The 24,469-nt window shown below is 37.7% G+C and carries 25 protein-coding genes and 1 riboswitch; of the genes, 8 read left to right on the top strand and 17 right to left on the bottom strand.

Annotated elements, in window-relative coordinates:
* Nucleotides 1-85 precede the first annotated feature (85 nt).
* From ACHUFV_RS26985 to ACHUFV_RS26975, 3 genes are read right to left on the bottom strand one after another with little or no spacing between them, the layout of a single operon-like run.
* Nucleotides 86-1,177 (bottom strand): GerAB/ArcD/ProY family transporter, encoded by a 1,092-nt coding sequence (locus ACHUFV_RS26985; protein ID WP_394239536.1) that lies wholly within the window; start codon nucleotides 1,175-1,177, stop codon nucleotides 86-88.
* A gap of 18 nt (nucleotides 1,178-1,195) precedes the next feature.
* The gene (locus ACHUFV_RS26980; protein WP_394239535.1) at nucleotides 1,196-1,426 is read right to left on the bottom strand and encodes a hypothetical protein; all 231 of its coding nucleotides are present in this window, start codon (nucleotides 1,424-1,426) and stop codon (nucleotides 1,196-1,198) included.
* A 39-nt stretch (nucleotides 1,427-1,465) separates the two neighbouring features.
* The gene (locus tag ACHUFV_RS26975; protein ID WP_394239534.1) at nucleotides 1,466-3,064 is read right to left on the bottom strand and encodes a spore germination protein; all 1,599 of its coding nucleotides are present in this window, start codon (nucleotides 3,062-3,064) and stop codon (nucleotides 1,466-1,468) included.
* A gap of 164 nt (nucleotides 3,065-3,228) precedes the next feature.
* Between ACHUFV_RS26975 and ACHUFV_RS26970 the strand changes: the two genes are divergently transcribed.
* The 3 genes from ACHUFV_RS26970 (at nucleotide 3,229) to ACHUFV_RS26960 (ending at nucleotide 7,175) form a co-directional block, all read left to right on the top strand.
* A complete protein-coding gene (locus ACHUFV_RS26970) occupies nucleotides 3,229-4,434 on the top strand; it encodes a Ger(x)C family spore germination protein (RefSeq protein WP_394239533.1) in 1,206 nt (401 codons plus the stop codon).
* An 827-nt stretch (nucleotides 4,435-5,261) separates the two neighbouring features.
* Complete coding sequence (locus ACHUFV_RS26965) at nucleotides 5,262-6,215, top strand: DUF3895 domain-containing protein (RefSeq protein WP_394239532.1); 954 nt, start codon at nucleotides 5,262-5,264, stop codon at nucleotides 6,213-6,215.
* A gap of 60 nt (nucleotides 6,216-6,275) precedes the next feature.
* The gene (locus ACHUFV_RS26960) at nucleotides 6,276-7,175 is read left to right on the top strand and encodes a glycine-rich domain-containing protein (protein WP_394239531.1); all 900 of its coding nucleotides are present in this window, start codon (nucleotides 6,276-6,278) and stop codon (nucleotides 7,173-7,175) included.
* Between the two features lie 74 nt (nucleotides 7,176-7,249).
* Here ACHUFV_RS26960 and ACHUFV_RS26955 read toward each other — a convergent pair whose 3' ends face one another.
* The 4 genes from ACHUFV_RS26955 to ACHUFV_RS26940 all read right to left on the bottom strand — a co-directional run bounded on the left by ACHUFV_RS26955 (nucleotide 7,250) and on the right by ACHUFV_RS26940 (nucleotide 9,526).
* Nucleotides 7,250-7,375 carry a GapA-binding peptide SR1P gene (locus tag ACHUFV_RS26955; protein WP_394239530.1) on the bottom strand — a complete coding sequence of 42 codons (126 nt, stop codon included), beginning with the start codon at nucleotides 7,373-7,375 and terminating at the stop codon, nucleotides 7,250-7,252.
* 176 nt (nucleotides 7,376-7,551) lie between these two features.
* Nucleotides 7,552-7,674 carry a GapA-binding peptide SR1P gene (locus ACHUFV_RS26950; protein ID WP_394239529.1) on the bottom strand — a complete coding sequence of 41 codons (123 nt, stop codon included), beginning with the start codon at nucleotides 7,672-7,674 and terminating at the stop codon, nucleotides 7,552-7,554.
* Nucleotides 7,675-7,891: 217 nt separating this feature from the next.
* Nucleotides 7,892-8,164, bottom strand: a complete 273-nt coding sequence (locus ACHUFV_RS26945; protein WP_394239528.1) for a DUF1292 domain-containing protein — start codon at nucleotides 8,162-8,164, stop codon at nucleotides 7,892-7,894.
* Between the two features lie 159 nt (nucleotides 8,165-8,323).
* Nucleotides 8,324-9,526, bottom strand: coding sequence for an MFS transporter (locus tag ACHUFV_RS26940; RefSeq protein ID WP_394239527.1), 1,203 nt, complete (start codon nucleotides 9,524-9,526; stop codon nucleotides 8,324-8,326).
* A gap of 179 nt (nucleotides 9,527-9,705) precedes the next feature.
* Here ACHUFV_RS26940 and ACHUFV_RS26935 point away from each other — a divergent pair, with 179 nt between their 5' ends.
* Complete coding sequence (locus ACHUFV_RS26935) at nucleotides 9,706-10,581, top strand: LysR family transcriptional regulator (RefSeq protein WP_394239526.1); 876 nt, start codon at nucleotides 9,706-9,708, stop codon at nucleotides 10,579-10,581.
* Between the two features lie 164 nt (nucleotides 10,582-10,745).
* Here the strand turns inward: ACHUFV_RS26935 and ACHUFV_RS26930 are convergent, their stop codons facing one another.
* On the bottom strand, nucleotides 10,746-11,018 hold the full coding sequence (locus ACHUFV_RS26930; RefSeq protein WP_394239525.1) for an HU family DNA-binding protein: 273 nt from the start codon (nucleotides 11,016-11,018) through the stop codon (nucleotides 10,746-10,748).
* A gap of 641 nt (nucleotides 11,019-11,659) precedes the next feature.
* Between ACHUFV_RS26930 and ACHUFV_RS26925 the strand changes: the two genes are divergently transcribed.
* A complete protein-coding gene (locus ACHUFV_RS26925; RefSeq protein WP_394239537.1) occupies nucleotides 11,660-11,842 on the top strand; it encodes a hypothetical protein in 183 nt (60 codons plus the stop codon).
* A 47-nt stretch (nucleotides 11,843-11,889) separates the two neighbouring features.
* Nucleotides 11,890-12,028, top strand: a riboswitch (cyclic di-AMP (ydaO/yuaA leader).
* Between the two features lie 222 nt (nucleotides 12,029-12,250).
* Here the strand turns inward: ACHUFV_RS26925 and ACHUFV_RS26920 are convergent.
* Together ACHUFV_RS26920 and ACHUFV_RS26915 are read right to left on the bottom strand one after the other, a co-directional pair.
* Nucleotides 12,251-12,646 (bottom strand): hypothetical protein, encoded by a 396-nt coding sequence (locus tag ACHUFV_RS26920; RefSeq protein WP_394239524.1) that lies wholly within the window; start codon nucleotides 12,644-12,646, stop codon nucleotides 12,251-12,253.
* Nucleotides 12,643-13,998: an N-acetylmuramoyl-L-alanine amidase gene (locus ACHUFV_RS26915; protein WP_394239523.1), complete on the bottom strand. Its 1,356-nt coding sequence runs from the start codon at nucleotides 13,996-13,998 to the stop codon at nucleotides 12,643-12,645. The genes ACHUFV_RS26920 and ACHUFV_RS26915 overlap by 4 nt, the downstream gene beginning before the upstream one ends.
* A 418-nt stretch (nucleotides 13,999-14,416) precedes the next feature.
* On the opposite strand from ACHUFV_RS26915, the gene ACHUFV_RS26910 reads away from it, so the two are divergent.
* Nucleotides 14,417-15,532: an acyltransferase family protein gene (locus ACHUFV_RS26910; protein ID WP_394239522.1), complete on the top strand. Its 1,116-nt coding sequence runs from the start codon at nucleotides 14,417-14,419 to the stop codon at nucleotides 15,530-15,532.
* A 92-nt stretch (nucleotides 15,533-15,624) separates the two neighbouring features.
* Here ACHUFV_RS26910 and ACHUFV_RS26905 read toward each other — a convergent pair whose 3' ends face one another.
* The 4 genes from ACHUFV_RS26905 to ACHUFV_RS26890 all read right to left on the bottom strand — a co-directional run bounded on the left by ACHUFV_RS26905 (nucleotide 15,625) and on the right by ACHUFV_RS26890 (nucleotide 19,872).
* A complete protein-coding gene (locus tag ACHUFV_RS26905) occupies nucleotides 15,625-15,948 on the bottom strand; it encodes an ArsR/SmtB family transcription factor (RefSeq protein ID WP_394239521.1) in 324 nt (107 codons plus the stop codon).
* 143 nt (nucleotides 15,949-16,091) lie between these two features.
* Nucleotides 16,092-16,784: a Na-translocating system protein MpsC family protein gene (locus ACHUFV_RS26900; RefSeq protein ID WP_394239520.1), complete on the bottom strand. Its 693-nt coding sequence runs from the start codon at nucleotides 16,782-16,784 to the stop codon at nucleotides 16,092-16,094.
* A gap of 252 nt (nucleotides 16,785-17,036) precedes the next feature.
* Complete coding sequence (locus ACHUFV_RS26895; protein ID WP_394239519.1) at nucleotides 17,037-18,272, bottom strand: metallophosphoesterase family protein; 1,236 nt, start codon at nucleotides 18,270-18,272, stop codon at nucleotides 17,037-17,039.
* A gap of 595 nt (nucleotides 18,273-18,867) precedes the next feature.
* A complete protein-coding gene (locus tag ACHUFV_RS26890; RefSeq protein WP_394239518.1) occupies nucleotides 18,868-19,872 on the bottom strand; it encodes a DUF3231 family protein in 1,005 nt (334 codons plus the stop codon).
* Between the two features lie 310 nt (nucleotides 19,873-20,182).
* Here ACHUFV_RS26890 and ACHUFV_RS26885 point away from each other — a divergent pair, with 310 nt between their 5' ends.
* Nucleotides 20,183-20,563 (top strand): hypothetical protein, encoded by a 381-nt coding sequence (locus ACHUFV_RS26885; protein WP_394239517.1) that lies wholly within the window; start codon nucleotides 20,183-20,185, stop codon nucleotides 20,561-20,563.
* 106 nt (nucleotides 20,564-20,669) lie between these two features.
* Here the strand turns inward: ACHUFV_RS26885 and ACHUFV_RS26880 are convergent, their stop codons facing one another.
* Together ACHUFV_RS26880 and ACHUFV_RS26875 are read right to left on the bottom strand one after the other, a co-directional pair.
* Nucleotides 20,670-21,368 (bottom strand): uracil-DNA glycosylase family protein, encoded by a 699-nt coding sequence (locus ACHUFV_RS26880; protein ID WP_394239516.1) that lies wholly within the window; start codon nucleotides 21,366-21,368, stop codon nucleotides 20,670-20,672.
* A 488-nt stretch (nucleotides 21,369-21,856) separates the two neighbouring features.
* On the bottom strand, nucleotides 21,857-22,612 hold the full coding sequence (locus ACHUFV_RS26875; RefSeq protein WP_394239515.1) for a conserved phage C-terminal domain-containing protein: 756 nt from the start codon (nucleotides 22,610-22,612) through the stop codon (nucleotides 21,857-21,859).
* A 376-nt stretch (nucleotides 22,613-22,988) separates the two neighbouring features.
* Here ACHUFV_RS26875 and ACHUFV_RS26870 point away from each other — a divergent pair, with 376 nt between their 5' ends.
* A complete protein-coding gene (locus ACHUFV_RS26870) occupies nucleotides 22,989-23,249 on the top strand; it encodes a hypothetical protein (protein WP_394239514.1) in 261 nt (86 codons plus the stop codon).
* Between the two features lie 294 nt (nucleotides 23,250-23,543).
* Here the strand turns inward: ACHUFV_RS26870 and ACHUFV_RS26865 are convergent, their stop codons facing one another.
* On the bottom strand, nucleotides 23,544-24,059 hold the full coding sequence (locus ACHUFV_RS26865; protein ID WP_394239513.1) for a DUF2269 family protein: 516 nt from the start codon (nucleotides 24,057-24,059) through the stop codon (nucleotides 23,544-23,546).
* Nucleotides 24,060-24,469 lie beyond the last annotated feature (410 nt).

Genomic DNA, 24,469 nt, shown 5'->3' with positions numbered 1-24,469 from the left:
TGGTAGGTACTTCTATTTTACAATGAAAACGGTGGTCTTTCTTTGTTTTATACTTCTATTTACTATACTAGGCACCAATCCAATCCTACGCTTTTCTACGACGAAAATACCCAACAATTACTATAAGCAATGGCAGAAATCCTCCTGCAATGTTACTCAGCATTAACATCCCCTCGGTATCCCATTTCTGCTGTTGAACGACATTCGGAAACATCATGGAAGCAAATACAGTTAGAATCATCCCCATAGGTAATACAACGGGACGATAACTTTTTAGGTTCAACATTTGTCCAAGACCCAAACAACATGCATAAAAATAGAGAATTAACTTAAAATATACGGCTATAAACCACATGGTCGCAACGATGACTTCTATTCGTTTGACAAATTCACCTACATTAATTTTCTGAGCTAATAAATAACTGGGGAAACGAGTTCTTGCAGTGAGATCCGCCCCTAAAACCAGGATAGCTAATATGGTTGTAATAAAAGTGATCATTCCTCCTATGATAAGACCGATATAAAAGGCTCTTTGTGCTCCCTGGGGATTGCTTACACTTGCAGGAAAGATCATTAATAGATAAATAGCATTAAATGTAGAAACACTTACTAATATCAGAGTAGGAAAAAGCAAGGGCTTTACGCCATTTTCCAAGACGGGCTGGATATTTTGAAACTTGATTTCAGGAATCACAAACAGCAGCATCAAAAAAAGTAAAATAAAGATCACCCAAAATAGTTCGGCAGCACGTGAAAATGTTTCCAGACCGATGCGGACAGCCATTACTAAAAGAAGGGCTGTCATGATATGAAGGACCTCTACTGGTGTCTCTAGCATAAGATTGAGCCGAAAGAAAGTACCTGAATTGTATAGAAGTTCTGCAGAAGCAATAAATGCGACCAAAACATAAAAAAACGTAAAGAATTTTCCAAGCCACTTCCCAAATACCTTTTCATTGATTTGAGCCAGGTTCATATTGGGGAAAAACTGCGTCATTTTACTAAACATCCATATAACAGCGAGCCCTATACCTATACTAATAATCACAACTAACCAAGCATCCTGTTTTGCGTATCTTGCTAAAATCGATGGATACACAAGGATACTCGTCCCAATCGTAAAAAAGGTTACTAATACCCTAAATTGGTGAACTGAAATTTTTTCATTTTCAAGCATCGCTTTTTCCCTCACTGATTATGTTAAAAGTTCATAGATATAGTGACTTAAAGGCTGTAAAATCGTATTGATTCCTCTTAATGGGTTAGGAAGTGGCAGATTGAAGGTATATGCAATAGATAAACCAACGCCAATCAATAGAAGAATGGTAAATACCCATGGCTCTTTTTTTAACTTATTTCTTTTTAGATAAGGGACATCGATCGCAATTATAATCAAAGCTGCAGCGAGTACTACTATTAATTTCATATGTAAAACTCCTCTCAACCCTATTGCAATCATTCCGTTTTAATTATTTCCTTGGTCCGGTTTGGGTATCGTTGAATTCTGTCTTCTTATATTCCTTTGATTAATTAAACGCTGACGTGTGGTTTGAGCCCATCTTGGAAATTGGAACAATGCATCCTTTTGGTCTTCTTTTATATAAGGAGCAAATGGTGTCATATAAGGTATACCAAACGATTTCAAGCTGCATAAATGAAGAATAACGGCAGTAATCCCAAATGTTATTCCAAAAAAGCCGAATGAAGCAGCAAGCCCCATGAATGGAAAACGGAGCATTCGAATGGACGTGGATAAATTATAAGAACTAACAATAAAACTCGAAATGGCGGTAATGGAAACAACAATGACCATCGCAGCGGAAACAATTCCTGCTTCTACTGCCGCAGATCCTATCACGAGAGTTCCAACAATGGATACAGCTTGACCAATCGCCTTTGGCAATCTCAATCCTGATTCACGTAAGATTTCAAATGTAACCTCCATCATAAGAGCTTCTATAAATGCTGGAAACGGAACGCCTTCACGCTGCGCTGCAAGACTAATTAATAATGGGGTTGGCAGCATCTCTTGATGAAAGGTCGAAATGGCAATATAGACGGATGGTCCGATCATGGCGATTAATAAACCGATAAATCGTAAGATACGTAATAATGTTGAAATATCGGCTCGGCTATAATAATCATCTGGAGCATGAAGAAATTGGACAAATACAGCTGGAACGATCAATGCAAACGGGGTTCCATTTACAAGAATGGCGATCCTTCCTTCTAAAAGGTTTGCTGCGATAACATCCGGGCGTTCAGTGTGATAGATGGTTGGAAAAGGGGTATACGTAGTATCTTGGATGAGCTCTTCAATATATAAAGAATCCAGGATACTATCAATGTTAATCCTATCCAAACGGCTCCTTACCTCTTCTATTATTTCCTCACTTGCAATCCCTTTTATATACATTAATGACACGTTAGTCTTGGTTTGTTCTCCAATTTTTCTTGATTCTAGCCAAAGATTAGGATTATTTATTTTTCGGCGAATTAAGGCAGTATTTACACGTATATTCTCCGTTAGGGCTTCCCTTGGCCCCATGATCGAATTTTCAGTGGATGGCTCTGTTACACTTCGTTCTTTCCCTCCCTTCATGCTGATACCCAATCCGACGGAATGTCCATTGATCAGAAGAATGACATTTCCTGAAAAAAGTAATTCATAAAGCAACTGGTAATCAGTAACATCTTTTATATCTGCAACGGTCAGGGTTGTTTCTTTTATCGTTAAAACAAGATCCTCCATACCTGTCTTGCTAAAATCATCCTGCGGAAAATCCTTCATTAATGATTCCATGATGAATTCCTGATTAGAGATCGAGTCGACGAGCCCATCGGTAAAAACAATGCTTGCTTTTATTGATTTTTCTCTTCCAAAACGGAACTCACGGATAATGATGTCATCACTGGATCCAAGTGCTTTCTTTATTTTTTGAAGATTTTCTTCTAAATTAGTACTTAATTTACTAGAGTCATTTTGATTTTGCGAACTATTTTTAGGTTCAGGATGTTTATTTTTTATACCCCGATTTATAATTGATTTTTTGAAAAAAAACACAGATAATCCCCGCTTTTTTAAACCTTATTTTTCCAAGATTTATTCTTAATATACTCGTATAAAAGGATTATTCTTAAAAGGATTCAGCTTTTGACAAGAATATTTTGGAATCCATTCGCTTAGGCTATCCATGTAGGCACATTTTGAATAAGAGGAGTTCGCGAATGAAACGTAAAATCCTTATATTTTGCATTTATCTTTTACTATTATCAATTACTACAGGATGCTGGGCTCGAAAGGAGTTAAATGAACTAGCCATTGCTGTTGCAATGGGCATTGACAAAGTAGATGATCAATATCTGATAACAGTACAAATTGTCAATCCAGCAGAGATTGCTTCTAATAAAGGGGCGGGGAGAAGTACTCCTGTCATTATTTTTCAAGAAAAAGGGGATACCATATTTGAAACATTGAGGAAAATGACAACGAACTCTCCTAGAAAAGTATATCTAGCTCATATTAGAATGGTCATTTTCGGTGAAGAGATAGCAAGAGAAGGGATTAGGAAAACACTTGATTTCTTTTCGAGAGATCATGAATTTAGACCAGACTTTAATATTACAGTCGCAAAGGAGTCAAGAGCCGAGGATATTTTAAAAGTACTAACATCTTTAGAGGCTATTCCAGCTAACAAATTATATAATGCCCTTGAAACGTCAGAGAAAGTTTGGGCTCCATCCATGTCCGTTACTTTTGATGCACTGGATGCAAAGCTTTCAAGCGAAGGAGATAACCCGGTTTTAACAAGTGTCTATAGAACGAGTAATAAGCAGTCTGGCGGGACCAAACAAAATATAGAGAATATCAATCCTCCTGTTAGACTCAAATACAATGGATTGGCTGTTTTTAAGGATGAAAAATTAATAGGCTGGTTAGACGAAGGGGAAAGTAAAGGGGTGAACTATGCCCTTGGAGAAGTAAAAAATACCATTACCACATATACTTGTCCACAAGAAGGAAAACTCTCATTAGAGGTGTTACGAACAAAGACCGATTTACATACCAATATGACAAACAATGTACCGAAAGGAACAATCAAGCTAGATGTAGAGGCAAATGTAGCGGATGTAGAATGTACTGGTTTAGACTTAAATAGAGTAAGCACGATTTATGATCTCGAAAAAAGAGCGGAAAAAGATATTAAAGAAGTAATCATTTCTGCTATCGAAGCTGCCCAACAAAAATATCAAACAGATATTTTCGGCTTTGGTGATGCCTTACACCGTTCTGAACCAGAATCCTGGAAGGAATTAAAAATAGATTGGAATCAAAGGTTTGCAACTATGCCCGTCACAGTAGACGTCCAAGTGAAAATTCATCACACCGGCACAATTAGAAATCACAGCACTCAAGATGAGACAGGGGAATGAACCATGGGGACGGGTTCGAGACTGCTGAAAAAATATTAAAATGAATATCAAGTGGTAGTTTACATCGGGTATCCAATTGATAGGATATGCTTAGTAAAATATGGTTATATCTGTCAGAGGAAAGCCTCTCTTGTGACAACTTGACTGGTTTACAAAGCAACTCTGTCAGAAGAAAGCCTCTCTTGTGACAACTTGACTGGTTTACAAAGCAACTCTGTCAGAAGAAAGCCTCTTTTGTGACAACTTGACTGGTTTACAAAGCAACTCTGTCAGAGGAAAGCCTTTCTTGTGACAACTTGACTGGTTTACAAAGCAATTCTGTCAGAAGAAAGCCTCTCTTGTGACAACTTGACTGGTTTACAAAGCAACTCTGTCAGAAGAAAGCCTCTTTTATGACAACTTGACTGGATTACAAAGCAACTCTGTCAGAAGAAAGTCTCTCTTGTGACAACTTGACTGGATTACAAAGCAACTCTGTCAGAAAGTAGCTTTTGACAACTTGATTATTATCTTACCTTCTAAAAATTCGGACTTTTCCAGTGGTCTCGGACGGGTTCCGTAGTCCTTTCTGATACTATTGAATGAGTTCTGATTGTTGAAGAAAAATAAGGAAAGCTCTATGAGAGTTTTTAGAATCTCAGCTGAGCTTTCCTTATTCGTTTTTATTAATAAACTATCTCTATGTCTCGATATGTTCTCCAAACTATCAATCATTGAACGCACATCTGGTTAACAGCTCATTCAAATGTAATAACTAGATCATCGAACCCGTCCCCTTGGCTCCTCCGCCCTATGGAATGCTATAATATTTCCAGGAGGTGGATTTTTTGGATTATTTCTATTCTTCGCAACAAAGAGAGTCAAGGTTGAGTTCTTTAACGGAAGATCAGCGTCTTTATTTAATGGAAAAATTAAAAAGGGGAAAGAGAACCGTTTTCTCTAATGAGTTAGCAAAGGGGAAAGGTACCTATTTAGGTTCTGACCAGGATTTAGAACAGGAAATTCAACAGTGGGAATTCATTGATTTATTGGATGGCGGAGAAGGAAATCGTCCTTATCGCTGCGAATGCGGCATGTCCCTCCGTTATCAGTATATCGTTAAAAACACACGCACAGCGGAAATTAAGAAGTTCGGAAGGAATCATTTTGAATTTCACACAGGGATTCCCGCTTCTATTGTGAAAGATATCATCAAAGGTTTCGAGTTAATTGATTATGAATTAGATGAAATTCTATATAAATTGGAGAATGGCTGGGATCGATCAATTATAAGGAAACTCATAGACTACAAAATAAAGATTCCGGTAGAAATATATGAGCAGCTTCAGCTTAAATTGCCTTTACTTGATAAACAAATTAATAGATTAACCAAATTAGTAAGGGAAATAGAAGATGAACTACATAGACAAGAATACTTAAAACTTGAAAGGCTTAAAGAAGAACAAAAAAATAGAAATATTTCTAAACAGTCAACGAAGCCCGTCAGTACAATAAAAAGATCACAGCCCAAAAAGCTTGCTAAAAAACCTATGCTCTCTTCCTCTTTAGGACTAGATGCCCACCGCTTAATTATTCAATTATTAGAGAACAATGGGGCCATCAGTGTACTAGAAATTTGCGAGGAATTGGATTCACTCGAGCATAGCTTTAAAGGGTATTTCAGCACGGGAAAGCCTTTAGTCTTTCCACAGGTGGCAATGTTTTTGGATCAGCTAGTTCAGCAAGGAATATGCCGTTTAGAAGAAAGTAATCTAGATGATCGGTGGTATTCGGTTATATAAAAACAAATGACAAATATCGACAAACTTCGGGTCGTGCCTGTGACAAAAGGGGGAAATTACATGACCTGGATACTCCTGCTCGCAGCTATTATCTGGTTTATTTTATTTTTACGCAAAAAACTCTCATTTACATTTGGTTTGTCCCCACAATCAGTAGAGACAAAACCAATAAAAGGCTTAAAAAAGTTAAGTGATCATTTGGAGCAGTCTCTTAGTAAGGGTTATATGGAAAACGTAGAAAACAGGGTAATGAAGGATACGAAGCTAAAGGAAAACGAGTATCATTGGCGTCTACAAGATTTGAAACGCTATTTTATACTGACTTCTCTTTTAAAAGAGGTACCAATGTTTAGCGAAAAAGTCGACGATCTGTGGCATGAGATGCTCATGTTTACCCGTGAGTATGATGATTTTTCAAAAAAATATTTAGGTACTGCACTTCATCACCGTCCAAATGTAAAAGAGACTCCTGATCCTGATTTACGAGGATTTTTTGATTGGGTGTATAGTGAGCTTTTTTTCATAAGAAAGGAGAATATTTATCTGTATAAGGGGTTTTTCAAGTACCCTGTACCTCCAAGTGTCATAGAAGAGTTTATCAATCTACCTGAAAATGAACTGATAAATCTATACTTTAAAAGTGATATCCAATCTATGCCTACCTTGCTCGCGCTTATCTCCTCGATGAAACAAAGTGCAAATAGTATAAAGGACTATGAAAAACGCGTCATACAAGAAAAGCTGAGAAAAAGTAAAACGCAGCAAAATTACAACATGATGCTCGTGCCTTTCTTATCTGTTTCTTATTTTCATTATGATGAGTTTGCAAGCTATATGAGTTTCGGCAGCAGTAGTTCATCATCCAGCTGTTCAAGCTGTGGGTCAAGTAGCTCCTGTAGCAGTAGTTCTTGCTCATCATCCTGCAGCTCCTGCTCAAGCTGTGGTGGCGGTGGGGATTGAAGATAAATAGTCCACTCAGCACCTATCTAAAAAACCGCTCTCATCATATGAGAACGGTTTTTACTATGCTTGAATTATTTAGAAGCCTTCTTTTGTTTATCATCACCGCAGCAAGTACATTTTCCGTACAGTGTTGAAACCTTTTCATTCTCAAAATGATCAATTGTGCTATTGCAGATTTGGCAAATGATAGTTCCCATTAGAAAAACTCCTCTTTTTTTTGATTTTTAAATTAGATAATTCAGAATTGTTAAAATGTAAACGCTTCCTATTTATTAGTATTATAATAGTATGTTACATTTAATTTGTCAAACAAGTTTGTTTAACGCATTAAGGTTATAAGAACGGTTTTTTATAGTATTACTATATACTGGAATTATTTAGAAGTCTTCTTATGTTTATCATCACAGCATGTGCATTTTCCGTACAAAGTTGAAACTTTCTCATTTTCAAAATGATCAATTGTGTTATTGCAAGTTTGGCAAATGATAGTTCCCATTAGAAAAACTCCTCTTTTTTTTAATTTTTTAAGTTAGGCAATTCCATATTATTAAGATGTAAACGTTTTTTATTTATTTGTTACTATCATAATAGTATGTCACATTTAGTTTGTCAATCGTAAATTGTATAACACATTAAAAAGGAATAATGTTATTACATTTGTTTCGTCCATAAAAAATAGGCGCTGATTAGGCACCTATTTGAAAAAGCTTACTCTATTCCTCTTCTTCATCCATGATTTCTTCAAACGCTGCGGAGACTTTGTCGAATTCATTGTCACTGTCAATCGCCGTGAGGTCACCCTCCTGGTCTACTTTTAGAAAAAAGATATCGATGTCTTCATCCGTTTCCTGCTGGACATCCTCAACAAAAGCCACTGCCACATAGTCTGTCCCTTCAATATTCATTGAAGCCAGTACTTCCACTTCCATATCCTCATCATTTTCATCACTAATCGTAAAGATTTCTCCAACCTCAATCTTTTCCATGTCAAAACCCCTCTCCTTTTGATTAATATTAATATCATTTCATTTATGTCCCAATTGGTTCAGATTCATGCAGGAAAAGCGATTATTTATGTAATATGCCATGGGGGCGGGTACCACGGCTCAAATAAAATGAGCCGTGGTACCCGTCCCCGTGGTTTTTTAACTAACGGACCTTGCTTCTACTGTGGCCTCTTCCGTTTTCTTTCTAGAACCTAACAAGGCGTATTCAAGTCCACCGACGATAATGAGCGCTAGTCCTGTGATAAAGATATTGCGGTATCCAAATGAGTCGGCAATCATACCGAGTACAAATGCACCAACTGCCATACCTAAATCCATCGCATTAAAGAATAAAGAATAGGCCATCCCCGAACGATGCTTTTCTACAGAGTTAATAACCTGCGTTTGTAAAAGAGGAACGACAGAACCATATCCCATCCCAATAATGATCCCGGCTTGCATAATTATTATCCCTAGCTGCGAGGACTGAAGTAGAAACATTCCGATACCGAATAGAAGGATACAAGCATACACAATCCACTTTGCTCCATACATATCGGCCCATCTTCCTGTAAATGGGCGACAAATAATCATAAAGATTGCATACAAAATAAAGAAAGTGCTGGATGCTTGAACCTGGTCAATTTCGATTGCGTATAAGGATAAAAATGACGAAATACCGGAATAAGCGAATGCTAGTAGAAAAATAGTCAGAGCAAACGGAGCTGCCTTTTTATCCATAATATCGTTGAACGAAAACCTTTTGTTCTCTTTTAAATTACTTGAAGCGCGAGCTTTTTCAGGAATACTCACGATCATGGAAAGCAGTATACTGACAGCTGAAATAACCATACAAAGAATAAAGGCAGCTTGATACGCATCGATATTACCAAGGTTTAGTCCGATCACGGGACCGACTACCATCGCAGCTCCCATCCCCAATGAAAAATAGCTCAACCCTTCACCACGTCTAGAATCGGGAATAAGGTCCGTGCTTATCGTTCCTTGAATCGTTGTCATCATCCCGAAGGTGATTCCGTGTACAATCCGTAAAAGAAGTAAAGACCACAAACTTGAGGCAAATGGATAAAGAAGCGTTGCCACAAAAAAGGCAATGGAGGAATAGATAAGAATTTTTTTCTTAGACCCCTGACTGGCCCACTTCCCAGCAAACGGTCTGATCAATATCGCAGCAAGTAGGAATAAGGTGACTAATAAACCTGCATACTCAGCACCTGCCTGAAACTCATCTGCTATATATAAGGGTAGAGCTGTTAATAATACATAGAATGCTAGAAAGGTAGATAAACTCATGATCGTAATCATGATAAAATCTTTCGTCCATAGTTTAGGTTTTGCCATTATACATACTCCTTTTTATTTTTTTATCATTGAACGACCATTAGTATCCCATTCATAAGTTAACAAGTAAGAATAGGATGATTACTTCATTATAGCAGTTCGCGTTATGCATAAATAATTGTCTTTTTTATAGAAGGTATGCATAATTGTAATATCACATATCGTTTGGAGGGCTATAGGTGGATTGGGATCAACTTCACTATTTCAAAGTATTAGCGAAAACAAATAGTTTCACGCACGCATCAAACGAATTAAACCTTTCGCAGCCTGCGTTGAGCCGCTCGATTTCTAGACTTGAAGAGGAAGTCGGTGTCCCCTTATTTGAAAGGAAAAGTCGTGGAGTCCAGTTAAATCAATATGGACAAATCTTTTTAGAACATACAAATCGAGCTCTATCTGAACTAACAGAGGCAAAACAAAAAATCAACGACATGGTCGACCCTTTACACGGAACGATCCATATCGCATTCGTTCAAACACTTGGTTCGAGCTATGTACCCGATTTAATCAGCAAATTTCACGAAAAGTACCCCGGCATTCAATTTCAATTGTCTCAAAATATTACAAGTAAGATTTTGAATGAAATTCATTCAGCTGAAATTAACATTGGCTTTTGCTCGCCACAGGAACCCTATCCTCAGCTAAGTTCGATTCCCATTCGAACCGAGGAGCTGGTCTTAATTGTTCCAAAGAATCATAGATTAGCCGGAAAAGAGAGTGTGCAGTTACATGAAGTCGCTAAGGATCCCTTTATCTTCTTTAAGCCTGGTACAGCGCTGTATGACTTAATAGAGAATCTATGTCACCAAGCTGGATTTGATCCAAAGAAAACGTTTGAGGGGTTTGAGGAAAGAACAGTCGCAGACTTAGTTGGCGCAAATCTTGGTGTGGCTCTAATCCCACGATTTTCAGGTCTTGATACTGAAAAAGTGTCCGTCATACATGTGGAAAATCCAGAATGCTATCGAACCATTGAAATGGTTTGGAAAACAAATGGCTATATGTCACCTGCCGTATCCAATTTTATAAAATTTGTAGAGCAGCAAACAACGTAAAAAAGAGAGTCAAGGCCTTCCTCAGCCTTTGAGAGAGAGCCAAGGGGACGGGTACCGTGGCACAATGAGCCGCGGGAGCCGTCCCCTTGGCCTTTTCTCCACACAAGAAAGGCACCGTAACCCAGTTTTTCTAACCAACTGGGTTACGGTGCCTGTGTTTCACTTTATTTCACAGCTTCTTTTAATTCTTTCCCTGGTTTAAAGGCAGGAACCTTTGATGCAGCAATCTGGATTTCTTCGCCAGTTTGCGGATTACGTCCTGTTCTAGCTGCACGATCACGTACTTCGAACGTACCAAATCCAATTAATTGGATCTTTTCCTCTTGAGCAAGAGTGTTAGAAATCGTTTCAAATAACGCATCTACTGCTTTAGCCGCATCCTTCTGTGATAATTCAGCTTGTGCTGCCACCGCTTTTACTAATTCTGTTTTATTCATTTGTACATCTCTCCTTTTATCTTAAGAACTTTAGCATACCAGATAATAGTCTTGCAAACTAATTTAATTAACCAACACCAATGCCTTTACCCGACTGTCATGTTTTCTTCTGACTAAATCGATGAAATAGAAAAGAAAGATAAGCATTTAGTTTAAATTGATCATAATCAACAAAGTCTGAAAACGTTATTCCACTTTCTCTATACATGATCCCTCTCCCTTTTTCATTACTGTACCTTCATGATTTCCAAACTATGATTCTTTTATACGTAAAATAGACTGAATTTTAAAAAATATTTTAGGTTGAGGGGACCCCGTTTCCTGTTAGTGGTTAACTTTTTCGATTGCAAGCTCATCCTTTTTTATGTCAAAAACAAGGCATCTTAATTAATTTTTCACTATTGTCATAGAATTGTCAAAATATTTATACAATTATACAGTCAAAATGGTGTACAATATCATATGTAAGGGGTAAGCTTGTTTCGTACGAAATAGGCAACCTTCATGCAAATGTCGTTGTGTAAGAAAGGGGATGATGAAAGAAGCGTTTTAGGAAGGAATAGCAACGAATCATTGTTTTGGCGGTAAGGCATTGGGATCATATTTTTGAAACTAATAATAAAAGCGAGGGAACTTTTAAAATGTGGGTTATTACTGTGTATGGAAAAAACGATATTCAAATGTTTGAATTTGATAATCAAGAAGAGGCCAAAGAATCTTTTAAGAAAATAAAGGGAAGCAAAGTCCTTAGCGAGGTCATCTACTATAACGACTTTGATTCACAGCTCATCGAAGAAGCTTATGTAAGCTCAAAAGTTTCTTAAAAGAGACAAACCTTTACTTACCCATACCAACTAAAAAAAAGTTTCCAAATTCTAAATCGCCGAAACCATAGTGTGCGGGGGAACCATCTGGATTCCATCGAATCCATGGGGTGAATCCTTTATATAGGTAGGGCTACTCTGGCCCGAATCCGTCAGCTAACCTCGTAAGCGTTATAGAGAAAGAAGGTGGAGCTTATGTCACCTAAGAACATGTGTCTACAAGTCATGATAAATGAACTTGTAGACACTTTTTTTGTTTCAAGGGTCATAGCGTATAATAGTTGATGCGCGGCTTCGGACTCTCTCTTCCCTTTTCCCCTTTCTCTTGTCTGAAGTTGATTCGCCTTCGGACTCTCTCTTTCTTTTTCCGCTTTCTCTTGTCCGAACTTGATGCGACTTCGGACTCCCTCATTCTTTTTCCCCTTTCTCTTGTCCGAACTTGATTCGGCTTCGGACTCTCTCTTCCCTTTTCCCCTTTCTCTTGTCTGAACTTGATTCGGCTTCGGACTCTCTCTTCCCTTTTCCGCTTTCTCTTGTCCGAAGTTGATGCGGCTTCGGACTCCCTCTTTCTTTTTCCGCTTTCTCTTGTCCGAAGTTGATGCGGCTTCGGACTCTCTCTTCCCTTTTCCGCCTTCCCTTGTCCGAAGTTGTTTCGGCTTCGGACTCTCTCTTCCCTTTCCGCTTTCCCTTGTCTGAACTTGATTCGCCTTCGGACTCTCTCTTCCCTTTTCCCCTTTCTCTTGTCCGAACTTGATTCGCCTTCGGACTCTCTCTTCCCTTTTCCTCCTTCCCTCGGGTCGTCACAGCGATTGCAAGATGGTATCTAAATTCTGTTTTGTGAAGTTAATCATTTTCTCATAGTTACTTAAAATGGACTGCCCGTAGGTTGTGCCAGGAACCGCCCACTTTCCATTTAAGGCTGTCCATGTGGAAGCAGACCCTCTTTTTACGAGATGAAATCGGGGATCCACCTGGGGATATTTATCTAGTAATGGTTGTGTTGTAGCATACGCATAAAGGTGTTGAATGTGAGCAAGAACGCCTTCCTCAGGTGTTTTAAAACTTGCACCTGTATTACTAGGCCCTGTGGCTCCTATTCCGGCAAAATTGTTTTGTTCAGGTTTAACGATTCCAGTAAACCGGAAATAGTTTGTTTCGTGTAAGGCCTGGGAAAAGGCAACATCGCCTCTTATTCCATAATATTCTCCGAAGGTTAAATAGTAACTTCCTAATTCGGGTGCGTTTGGATTAACTGATTTTGCAAAACGATTCATTTGCTCTGGGGATAAATAAGTAGGCCCAAGTATAGCGTACCCAGTTGGGACTGGTTGTGGTGAAGGCGTGCTTGAAGCTGCTGGTTCTGCCATAATGAAGGCATCTGTAATTCCAACGTTATGAACTTCCTGGAGACGAGCTTCCGCATTTGAGCGGTTTGAAAAAACCCCTGCTTGAACTCGATACCAAGTCTCACCAGAAATAGTGGTTGTCACAACAAACGCTTCAATGTTCTTTGAGTGAAGGAACGTGACACGGTCGTCTGCGTTTGCTCTTAGTTTGAAAGAACCAGCGATTACCTTATAAATGGTTCCAGGAACAGGAACTTCAGATTTAGCTTTTAACCCAAATGCTTTTGCAATACCATTTGCATGTCCTTGTGCAACATTTTGGCGCCATGAATCTTGTTTCATTAACGCAGCATCGTGCGGATGATCAATAAAGCCATTCTCGGATAGCATGGCCGGCATGGCAGTTTCGCGGAGAACATGGTAATCGGCTTTTTTCTTTCCACGGTCAATTAGCTGATTTAATTTAATAACCTCAGCATAGATTAGATCCCGATATTTTGCGGTTACAGAATCGTTAGATAAACTGTTGTGGATATAATCCTCATAGCCTTGGGCAGTACCATTAAAGGCATTGATATGAATGGACATATAAAAATCGGCACCCCAAGAGTTAGCTTCATTTGTCCTCTCGGCTAACCCTTTTGTGATGTCAGCTGAACGGCTCATCAAGACTTCAATATTCTCATAATTAGTCACTAAAATCGTTCGTATTTTAAGAGCAATATCCAGCGTAATATCTTTTTCAGCTAGTCCACTCCCGGTTGCTCCAGGGTCAGCACCTCCATGACCTGGATCTAAATAGAGTTTCATGGAATCACTCTCCTTTGTATAGTTTATTCTTATTATATTATTGTGAGTAAATATTAGCTTATCTCCTTGTCCAATTTAGCTTTAAATTTTTCAGGTGGCTAGGCAGCAAAGGAAGCACCTCAGCAGCAAAGGGTCTTGCACTTTAGCTCAAACAAGCCAAGCACCGTTTAACTATATCAATGGTCTTGACTCAGTTTATCTATTATTTATTGTAGTTAAGGCGATCCTTGTCTCAGCTAGTTACCATAACTCATCCTATCCTCCATTTGTTAAAATTTGATGTGGAAGACTCTCTGGACTAGCATTAATGTCTGTTAAAATTACTGGTAGCTCTGGGTCTGTTAATTTTCCTAAATTTTCTATAAAATTAAATAAGTAAATATAGGAATAATCCACACTATGAAGGGTAGAGAATCGAATGGGTCGAATAGTATATTTGGACAATTTACGTGTGTTTCTAACGATGCTAGTGGTTGTGTTTCACACATCTATTGCGTACGGAGGAGCAGGTTCTTGGATATTAAAGGATATCGATGACAGTGAATTAAGTGTAACGGTGATTCTATTAAGTATCTTCACTGGAGTTTGCCAAGCGTTTTTTATGAGTTTATTTTTCTTTGTATCTACCTACTTTATGCCAGCTTCCTATGACAAAAAAGGACCATTAGCTTTTCTAAAAGGGAGAATGGTCCGCATCGGAATCCCGCTTTTATTCTACTATTTTATCATTGGACCAATCACTAGCTGGATTGCTCATTTCTACAGCAACATGACATTATCACAATTTTACATCCAAAAGGTTTTTTCGTTTGAACAGAATTTTTTTGGACCTGCTTGGTTTTTAGAAACGCTTCTTTATGTGAGTATATTTTATGCACTATTTCAATTTTTCACAAAGCCTACTAAGGAAAATGAAAAAACAAGGAATTTCCCTAAAGGTAAGACATTAGTTCTTATCGCTTTTATTTTTGGATTCATTGCATTTTCAGTTCGTTTGATTTACCCAACTGGAACAGGTATATGGGGACTTCAATTTGGTTATTTCCCATTGTATTTGCTCCTCATGTGGTCAGGAGTTGCTGCATATCGTCACAAATGGCTTGAAAATATGCCGGTAAAATTGATTAAAACATGGAAAATCATTGGCCTTGTTATGATTCCAGTTTTTCCGGTTGGTTTAATTGCCACTGGTGCTCTTAGTGGGAAACTTAACGTTTCAGGAGGAATGAATACTCAAGCTCTGTTTTATGCATTGTGGGAACCGTTCTTATGCTTTGGTATTTGCATCGGCCTGATTGTTTATTTTCAAAAACGTTGGAATGTCACGAATGATTTTATTAACAGGCTGCGCGAAAGTGCCTACACCGTATATTTGATTCATCCGCCAGTTATTGTTGGATGGACAATGGCATTCCGCACGTTGGAATTACCGTCTTTTGTAAAATTTCTTATAGTTGCCCCTTTGAGTGTGGCTACATGCTTTATCATTGCCTTTTTAATTTTAAGAGCTCCGCTTGTGAAAAGGATATTATAAGGGTTAGCCATGGGGGATGAACCATGGGGACGGGTCACATCGCTTAAATAAACTGAGCTGCGGGACCCGCCCCCCCTAGCTTTCCCCTGGCTCTACTCTTTAGATCTATCTAGTATTTGAATAGTTCCGATTAGATGATTATTAAAAATTTTCCTAGCGACCAGAAGTAAATCAATGATTAGCGGATCTCGTAATGAATAAATGACACGATTACCAATTTTTCTACCAACAACAATATTTTTGTTTCTTAATAAAATAAGTTGTTGAGAAACAGTAGAACCTTCATTACCAATTACCCTTTGAATTTCACTTACACCCATTTCTCCATTAGAAAGTACCTCTAAAATTTTAATACGAATGGGGTTAGAAAGGGCCTTAAAAAAATCTGCTTTAAATTTTTGCAATTCATAATCCATTTTATCACCTCCTTAATTGGTTTGAATTTCCATTTCTCCCTTGTTTGTTTTTATGAAGGCAAAATAAAAAGCCAAATAAGAAGCAAAGGCTTCTCATTTGGCTCATGTCTAACTCACTCGTTTAGTTCATTTCCACCATTTTATTAATTTGGCTTAAGAATAAAAACAATGGCACTTTTATTTTTAAAAAAATCCCAGTCAACAAAAATGTCAATTACGGTTGCTTTAAGAATGGATTCAAAGTGATTGTTATTATGTAAGTACGTTTTCTCCAAGGTTCTTTTTGCTATAAGTAATATCTCCTGATATCCCTCTCTAATTAACTCTTTTTCAATATTTACCAAAATATCGTTCCGAATCAAAAGAATCGTTCTAGGGTTTAATTGGCATGAATAGATTTCAGCCGGGGCCTTTTCCACCTGTTGGCTAATATTAGATATTTCTTCATGGACTTTTTCTTTTCCTTCATATTCTTCAGTTAACCAAAGGTTTTCTGTGTCTAAATTCGTACTTATTCCTACAAATATCCCTGATTTATTGTGTATTCCCCAGTCATAGTAGAATTCACGAATTTCAATTCCCGTCAAAATCTTAATATAAGCTTTTATTTCAGGGATAAGTGCCTTCATCAAGGAATCTCTTGTCTGTTGAAATATTTTTTCTTGATTTTGTTCAATAAGTACTCTTTCAGTAGGTGACATGAAATTTCGGAGATAGATTGTAATAACCGACTTATCGATTGTAACAAAAACGGATTCTGGCCCTTTCCCAAAGTTATCGCGTAGTAACTTCCCTATATAGCTAGCCAATTCAGTTTGTTGTGGATTACTTGGCATATATTTTCGACATCCTTGTTTGAGATAAAAGCGTCATATCTTTTACCCTAGTTTTAGTTTAGATATTACTAGCTTTATTTTCAACAAAATTGCCTTTTTTAAACATTCGGATCGAGGGACAATACATGATTGTGACCAAAGAACCAGGGGGACGGGTCCCATGGCCCAAATAAACTGAACCCGTCCCCCTGGCTTTGTGATCACGTGAAACAATTTGTGAAACAAAATTTTTCGGGGCGTGCCAGGCACCTATCAAGTGTTTCGTTGAACAAATTTCTCCCATTTCTTACTTTCTTCTATTGGTTCTGGGCTGATGCTTTGGTCGTTTGCTGTTAAGTCGATGCCGTAGTCTTTAGCAAAGACCATATGTGTTTCGACTAAAACACCTTCTTTGTTTTCGTCTAAATTAAAGACTCTGGCACCGCGAAGTCTGTTTCGTTCAGCACCTGAAATGCCGTAGGTTCCAAAGCCGGTATTACCAGCATAGCCAAGTAAGACTCCATAGTAATTACCATGGTAGGTATTCACATGGTCATGTCCGCAGAAGACGCCTTTCACATCGCCTCGGTCTAAAATAGCTGAGAACATGCCGCTATTAATTGGTCCCGGACATTCATCTTCATTTCTTTCTCCGACAATATGGTGCTTTGCAACAGCACGTTCATGGGCTGCAGCTGATCGATCGTCCACACTTGAGTACCACATAAAACGATGCTCCCACAGCGGGATATGAATAAACATAAGGGAAGGGATTTTTCGATTGTACTGCTGCTCAATTTGTTTGGACGTTTCATAATACCAATTCACTTGGTTGCCACGAAGCCAGTCCCATGTTGGATACCCTTTAAAGTCTTGGCCATCAATGGTTTTAGGCGCATATCTCCCACTATCGAGCAACCAAAGATTAAAAGCTGCATCCGTGCCTTTAGAGTTTTTAATAAATAGATTCGTATTCCCTGTTCCTGTGATGCCCTTTTCACTCGGTTGGTTTAGATTATGTTGATAATTCATATAAATTTGTAGCATAGCTGCCTCATCAAGGCCGCTTTTCGGAGTAGAATCTTCATCATGATTTCCGTAAGTAATCGCCCACTTAATCCCTCTTTTTTCCATAGGCTGCGCCACATTATTGATGGCTTGTCTTGTTTCCATCGGAGTATCAGCGCCGCCCGTGATTACATCGCCATTGATCACAACAAAGTCTGGCTTTTCCGAATCAAGTACTTTTTCCATTAATTCAATCGTTCTACGATCAATATTTTCATCATCCTGTGTGTCATTGAATTGGACAACTTTGAATTTCCCATCAGCGTTAAATTTCAGCTTTCCATCGAAATTAGCTTTAGCAGCAGCCTGTGCAGTAGGTAAATCACCGAATAAACCCGTTGGAATCCCTGCAGCTCCCATGGTTAAAGCTAGTGTACTCACTCCGCCAATTTTAATAAACTTTCTTCTATCAAAAGAATAATTTTGATCCTGATTAGTCATAGAAATCCTCCATTCACGTATTTTTAAACTTGTTTCTATCATAAGTCGACAATGATAAAAATTGATTACCGCAAAATGAAGTTTCGTAAAAGAATATTAATATTTCATTCATCAGGATCAAACATAAAACTTCTTGATTCTATAACCTTTTCACTAGTCAATTGAAGACTTTGAAGTAACTCCCTAGTCCGAACATCCTTGTCAAGTTCCCTTATCCTTATCAAAACCTTTCATATTATTATTTAGACCAGAAACTACCAATTATTTTTCTTTACATTTCCATTGAAATTGTTGTATTTATTTATGATTTATTTACTTAGAGGTCTTAAAATTAACATTTCGTAATCTATTTGATAGGTTAGTGAGTATCATAGTTTGGGGAGTGGAAGAGAAGAAGAAGAAGTTTCTTCTGTGAAATATCATGTGAAACAAGATGTTTCGGTAATAACAGTGACAGGACTTATTTATAATGAGAAGAAGACCTAAAGAACACAACTCCCCAGATCCTCCTTAACAACAATATGATTCGTGAAACATTTTGTGAAACAATTTTTTTAGGAAGAGGCAGGCGCCAATCCCTAAAGGATTTTTTATACTATACTTCTTTTGCAATTTCTTTTCTATTAGGAGCAAGTGGAGGCTGTTCTAACCATTTATTTTGCACCATTAGGTTATACCATTTTTTTGTAACCATTAAATTTTTTAGAATAGTTCCTTCATAAATTGCTATGAGGTCTGTTCGCATAGATGACGCTAATCCTGCCCCATGATAGTTTTGTGCCGCTTGGAACAAGAAACCAATGTGATACAACATTAACTTATCGGAAAAAGGAGAGTCCGTCGAAGTTGTCACTTCTGTTTCCCAGGATTTTGGAACTGGCAAATTATCATCTTGCATGATTTTTGAAAGTGCCTTTATTTGACCATCCGACGTTTTTTCAGAATCAGTTAAAAACTTTCTTACCTCTTTTGTTTGAGCGACTTGACTAAATGCGATAGAAAGGGTCTTTGTCATAATGCTCTTTTTAAGGTTGAAAGAAATACTAATGATTTCTGTCGCTGATAAGGTTCTACCCTTTCCAAAAAATCCATCTGTGAAATCTCGGCCGGAAATATATTCCGGGTTTTTAGCTGGATAAAATAAAGGGTCTCTTTGAAAACTTCCTTTTTCAAGCAATAACTCGATGGTTTGATGATACATCCTTTTCGCATCGTTATCGCACGAATCGTAAAAGTCCCTCAAGTCTTTTCTAACAGAAACGGCTAAAGCAGTGCTGTGTCCCAGCAACCCGTGTAATGTCATGATATGTAAATAATTTAGGCAAAATATATCCGTGAACAATCTCGGTTTATCTTTAAAGAGGTCAGAATCAGTAAATCCAATTGGAACTGGAAATCCTTCGTTTTCTATAAAAGTTACGATTTGTATTTTTTGTTTTTCGAACGTCTTAATGGCATCCTCAAAAATGGCTTTAATTGCTTCATCCTCAATAATAGAAAACATATATTTATTTACTATATCTGTTGCCGTACCGTTCACGTACTCTCCCCATAGTGTTCCTATTTCTGAAGATGTGAGTTTTAATTTATTCCCATCCACATGATCACCTCTAAGATATTATTTACCAATTCAGCAGATCATATGATTCTTCTTGGAATTTAGAAACCCTTCGATTAATTTTAAAAGCAGAAGTGGCGGATTTACGGCAACGCGGGGACGGTTCTGATGATTCCTAAAAGCTATGCATAGAATTCTCTACATAGAGCCTTTCCTATCAATGTAACGCGAGAACCGCCCCGTTGTTTCCATTCCCGACTTCCTGTGAAATGTGATTTTTCGGGTTGTCACAGTGCGATTGTAATCGCATAAATACCATAAATTTACGCAATCTATTTATGGAGGTGGAAAAATGGAAAACCAAAATAATCATCAAACGATTAATAACTATAAAATGGACGATGAGGATAAGGAAATCTTTGAACAAATCAGTAATATCATAGGAAGCGAAGGTCAAAATAACCATCAAAATCATCATCAATCAAACAAGAACGATAAAATGGACGATCAAGATAAGGAAATCTTTGAACAAGTCAGTAACATCATAGGAATCGATAACCAGAATAATCGTCATGCTAACAATAACAATAAAGTAGACAATCAAGAGGATGGAATCTTAGAACGACTCGGTGATAGCATTAGTAATGTGGTTAATAATGTAGTTGATGCAGTTACAGGTGAAAATCGAGATGATGATCAACAAAAAGGTAAGAATAGCAAGAACCGTCCTTAATAAACGCCGCAATTGGCGTTTTTCTTAAAAGCCCTAGGGACGGTCCCATGGCTTAAATATACTGTGCCACGGTACCCGTCCCCTTGGCTTTTCAAACAACCAACTTTCAGTCTTCCAAAACCCCATCAATTTTCGAAAGAATAATATCCCTAACATCAGAGTAATACGCCTTACCCTTCCTGTATATATAATTAGGGTGATAAGTACGAAAGGTATTTACAGGCAAGAGTTCATGACTGATTGCTGCCAGCTCTCTTTTCTTCCAATTGTGTATATCAGTAAAGGTTACATTCCCCCACTCAGCTTCAATATATTGATCATAATAAGGGCCTGTAAAAAAGATAATGAGGTCTGGTTTAAGAATCTCAATTTCTCCCTTAATCACAGGGAATTCTTTCTTCTGAAACTCTATTAAATCCGCACCGGGTTTCCCCTTACTATCTGCCTTACCAACCTTTATTAGGTTATTCCATACAAACTCCACACTTTTATCTGGGGCCACTTGTTTAATCGAATGAACATAATCTCGTACAGCATTCCAAAACTGGCCTCCATACCTGAAGCACTTTCCCTTACCAAAAAATTCTGAGTATGTATGTAATAATTCTTCAATACTTTTTCCTCCTAATTCCCCTTCCCATGTATTTGTTTCCTGCCCAAAAAACATAATCTTCAAGTCAGCATTTTGATACTTTTCTTCATCATTTAGATAGAGTAATAACGGATTACTCAAGCGATTTCTATTTGGTGCCGAAATCAATGCATCCCAATATTCTTGATATAGTAGTAACAAACGATTATTCACTTAGATACACTTCCACCCTAGATCTACTCCTTTTACTTATCTAGTTAAACTTTATTTATATATAGTATACCAAGGAGAGTGCCAAGCGGACGGGTTCCATGGCATAATACTGGGAGCAGCCATAATGATGGGTCGCACGGCATAAATAAACCGAGCCGCGGTACCGTCCCCCTGGCTTTCCCTACCCAAAGAGTAGTTCCCATGATATTGCTAACGGTATGAATCTCTCAATTGGTCTGCCCAAACCATCTACCTCACCAATAACAAGTAAACCTAACTAATCAAACGTTTGTTTAGTTACAATGTTCCAACCAACAGACGGACCGCAGTGCCTACCCCTCTGTCCCACCCAAATGTAGAATTCACTCAAGACATCGGAACAGTAAAAACTCTTACCATCATAAACCATGAATCTACTTTTTCCTGAACCATTTCAAAGGGATTCATCATAAACAGATATAATCTTGAGAAGCCAGAGTACCTCGCTCTCAGTCATCCAGGTTAAAATCTTCCTCACGATAGGTTATCTTTCTAGACTTTTGATTCAGGTACGATTCAAATTTCGGCCCAAACAGCGTTTCCGGTCGGAGATATTTATTCCAGACAGGATCATAGAGCCATTCCTGTGTTTTTATATCGATCACTCTCTTAAAATCATCAAACAGGAATCCTTCGTTCCAGCGCTCAGTAATCAGGTCCCTCGTTTTCTTCGTTCCTGGCTTGTAGGATGAATTTGTTTTGTTGTTCAAGTAGGCGATGATTTCGGAAAAAGGGATATTGTTTTTATTCTCTGTTGTAATCTCTGAAGTACTCTCTGGTATTGCTTGGGTCACGATGGTCTCTACTATAGGGCAAGCTGAATCACTAGTCGTCTCATCCTGACCTGTAGGAGATTCCTGACTGACCTGTTCTTCAGTCTCTATTAACTCTTCAAACATTTCATAATTGATCGTGTACCATTTAGTTTTATCCATTTTATGTCGATTAAAGTTCCCAGAAATGACATACCCTTTTTCTTCAAGCGATTTAATGGTCCGCTTGATTGTACTCTCTGACAAAAAGGGAAGCTGGAGCTGCCATTGCTTATATGTATTATAAATCCATTTTCTTCCTTCCGTTTCATGCTGGCTGGATACAAGCCAATAATGAATTTGCTGTAACAGGATGGCTTCATTCAGGCCTATTTTTAGTGCTAGTGACGGTAGAATCAAAAGCGGATTTTCATTGATTAACAGCTTGCTCATAGTGGACCCCTCCAAGATATTCTCTTTTTTATTTACTGAAGAGTTAAATGGTGAATCTGTTCAAATTGGTCTATTGCGGTGATTTAGCTTTATAGTTGCTGCACCTATCACCATTGTTATATAGAAAAAGGGGTCCAAAGCGTCCCATGATTTTTGGACAATTATTAAAATTTAATGAGCCATGAGTGAGCCACGGCTTTTTAATTGGCACCAATCCGTCACACAGTTAGCACTTTCGTTACAGTTACTCTATGCCTTCTGACATATAATAAAATTATCAGTGACTTGTTCCAATAAGTTCCATATACATAAATTCAATAATATAGATGTTGAAAACTCCTCTTCAATAAAAATAACCGAAGGCGGCGAGTTAGTTTTGGAAGATTACCTATCAGGAAATTACATTTCAAGAGAGGTCAGGCAAATCATCAACGAGGTTGGGGATGAACTTGAGTTTGAAATCATTCGCTACAAAAACCGCTACTCTGTAACCGTTACGATTTCCCAGGATTATCCGCCTTTCTTAGATTGCATCGGATTTGGTGAAGATTCGCGAAGGAAAAAGAACGCGGTAAGAAAGGCTCTTAAGGAGCTATATTTACAGGTGTATGGCAGTGAGCCCACTAAGAAAAGCTGAATGGAAGAAATGGATGACATAGTATTTGAAAAAGATAATCCAATATAATTTTAGATAATAAAAGGAAAGCAATTTTTCACAACTGCCCTCTTTCTCTTTATTTACTTATGCTGTAGATCATAATGAAAGAATGAACGAATAAAAAAAGAGCTACTTTACATAAGTCGTTCCGTTTTAAGGTACAGGTTGGTAAATATCATTAAGCGAAAAACAAAAAATAACACTACGATCGGTAAATAATGTACTAAAAGCTTGGTTAAATAACCAAACCTTTAGTATTGCCATTAACAGTAATTATTGAGCTTGTTTTGAATGAACTATTTTCTTTTTCCAAGGTTTTAAAAACGATATAATAAATATGAAAATGGTAACAAGAACTTGAAAATAGACCGCATATTGTCTTATCTCGTGATTTTGGATAAAGATTGGATTGCTTAATGCCAATTCTTTTTGAGTTTCTAATAATTCCATATTAGCTACCATTAACTTGTCCACAACGAAAATCCCAACGATTGTTTGAATAATATAAAGAACAAATTTAACACCAACCCATCTATGCTTGAAAAACCCCCAGTTGGTAAAAAATCCGTATGTGAAACCCACTAATAAAGTGCCAATCGCACCCCATCTGACAATATTATCGCTAATTATAATAATGTTTTTGTAGCCGAGATAGGCCTCATCATATTTTGTGAAATCAATATGAAGATTTAAAGCTATAGAGCTTACTATTCCTCCGAAAAATAATACTACAAGAAAAACGTGGATAATCTTTAGCCACTTCATACCTTTAGCTCCAATTTTTTTCATACGTTATACCCCCAAGTTGCTCTAGTGTTTCTTATCTTTATAAAATAGTTGTACATACACTCTTCTATTTAAATTTCATTTATAAAAGGGTGCCTTTCCGTTTCTAACAGTGTTTATTATAATTGTTCAAAAATAATATAATAATGAGCCACGGTCTTAATATTCTCTACTCCTGTGGTCCTATCTTTATCCACGGGACCCGTCCCCCTGACTTGAAAAAACGACACAGAAAAGACTCTGTGTCGTTTTTTTGCTGATTTACACACCCATACAAACGCGGCGTGCCATATCTGCTTCTAAACATTTTGTGAAACAAGAATATTCGGGGAGTGACAGCGTACTATGTCAAGTAAGATTTTTAGATTTTTGTGCATAGGTAACACAACTTACGTAGTTTTTTTACAAAAATT

It is taken from the genome of Niallia oryzisoli (genome assembly GCF_043641075.1).
In the GTDB taxonomy this organism is placed as follows: domain Bacteria; phylum Bacillota; class Bacilli; order Bacillales; family Cytobacillaceae; genus Bacillus_BD; species Bacillus_BD oryzisoli_A.
This window is presented reverse-complemented; position numbering and strand designations above follow the sequence as displayed.

Excerpts from the sequence above, each read along its gene's own strand:
- ACHUFV_RS26985 (WP_394239536.1), bottom strand. The coding sequence starts at position 1,177 with ATGCTTGAAAATGAAAAAATTTCAGTTCACCAATTTAGGGTATTAGTA.
- ACHUFV_RS26980 (WP_394239535.1), bottom strand. The coding sequence starts at position 1,426 with ATGAAATTAATAGTAGTACTCGCTGCAGCTTTGATTATAATTGCGATC.
- ACHUFV_RS26970 (WP_394239533.1), top strand. The coding sequence starts at position 3,229 with ATGAAACGTAAAATCCTTATATTTTGCATTTATCTTTTACTATTATCA.
- ACHUFV_RS26960 (WP_394239531.1), top strand. The coding sequence starts at position 6,276 with ATGACCTGGATACTCCTGCTCGCAGCTATTATCTGGTTTATTTTATTT.
- ACHUFV_RS26955 (WP_394239530.1), bottom strand. The coding sequence starts at position 7,375 with ATGGGAACTATCATTTGCCAAATCTGCAATAGCACAATTGATCATTTT.
- ACHUFV_RS26950 (WP_394239529.1), bottom strand. The coding sequence starts at position 7,674 with ATGGGAACTATCATTTGCCAAACTTGCAATAACACAATTGATCATTTT.
- ACHUFV_RS26945 (WP_394239528.1), bottom strand. The coding sequence starts at position 8,164 with ATGGAAAAGATTGAGGTTGGAGAAATCTTTACGATTAGTGATGAAAAT.
- ACHUFV_RS26940 (WP_394239527.1), bottom strand. The coding sequence starts at position 9,526 with ATGGCAAAACCTAAACTATGGACGAAAGATTTTATCATGATTACGATC.
- ACHUFV_RS26930 (WP_394239525.1), bottom strand. The coding sequence starts at position 11,018 with ATGAATAAAACAGAATTAGTAAAAGCGGTGGCAGCACAAGCTGAATTA.
- ACHUFV_RS26925 (WP_394239537.1), top strand. The coding sequence starts at position 11,660 with ATGTGGGTTATTACTGTGTATGGAAAAAACGATATTCAAATGTTTGAA.
- ACHUFV_RS26915 (WP_394239523.1), bottom strand. The coding sequence starts at position 13,998 with ATGAAACTCTATTTAGATCCAGGTCATGGAGGTGCTGACCCTGGAGCA.
- ACHUFV_RS26910 (WP_394239522.1), top strand. The coding sequence starts at position 14,417 with ATGGGTCGAATAGTATATTTGGACAATTTACGTGTGTTTCTAACGATG.
- ACHUFV_RS26905 (WP_394239521.1), bottom strand. The coding sequence starts at position 15,948 with ATGGATTATGAATTGCAAAAATTTAAAGCAGATTTTTTTAAGGCCCTT.
- ACHUFV_RS26900 (WP_394239520.1), bottom strand. The coding sequence starts at position 16,784 with ATGCCAAGTAATCCACAACAAACTGAATTGGCTAGCTATATAGGGAAG.
- ACHUFV_RS26895 (WP_394239519.1), bottom strand. The coding sequence starts at position 18,272 with ATGACTAATCAGGATCAAAATTATTCTTTTGATAGAAGAAAGTTTATT.
- ACHUFV_RS26885 (WP_394239517.1), top strand. The coding sequence starts at position 20,183 with ATGGAAAACCAAAATAATCATCAAACGATTAATAACTATAAAATGGAC.
- ACHUFV_RS26875 (WP_394239515.1), bottom strand. The coding sequence starts at position 22,612 with ATGAGCAAGCTGTTAATCAATGAAAATCCGCTTTTGATTCTACCGTCA.
- ACHUFV_RS26865 (WP_394239513.1), bottom strand. The coding sequence starts at position 24,059 with ATGAAAAAAATTGGAGCTAAAGGTATGAAGTGGCTAAAGATTATCCAC.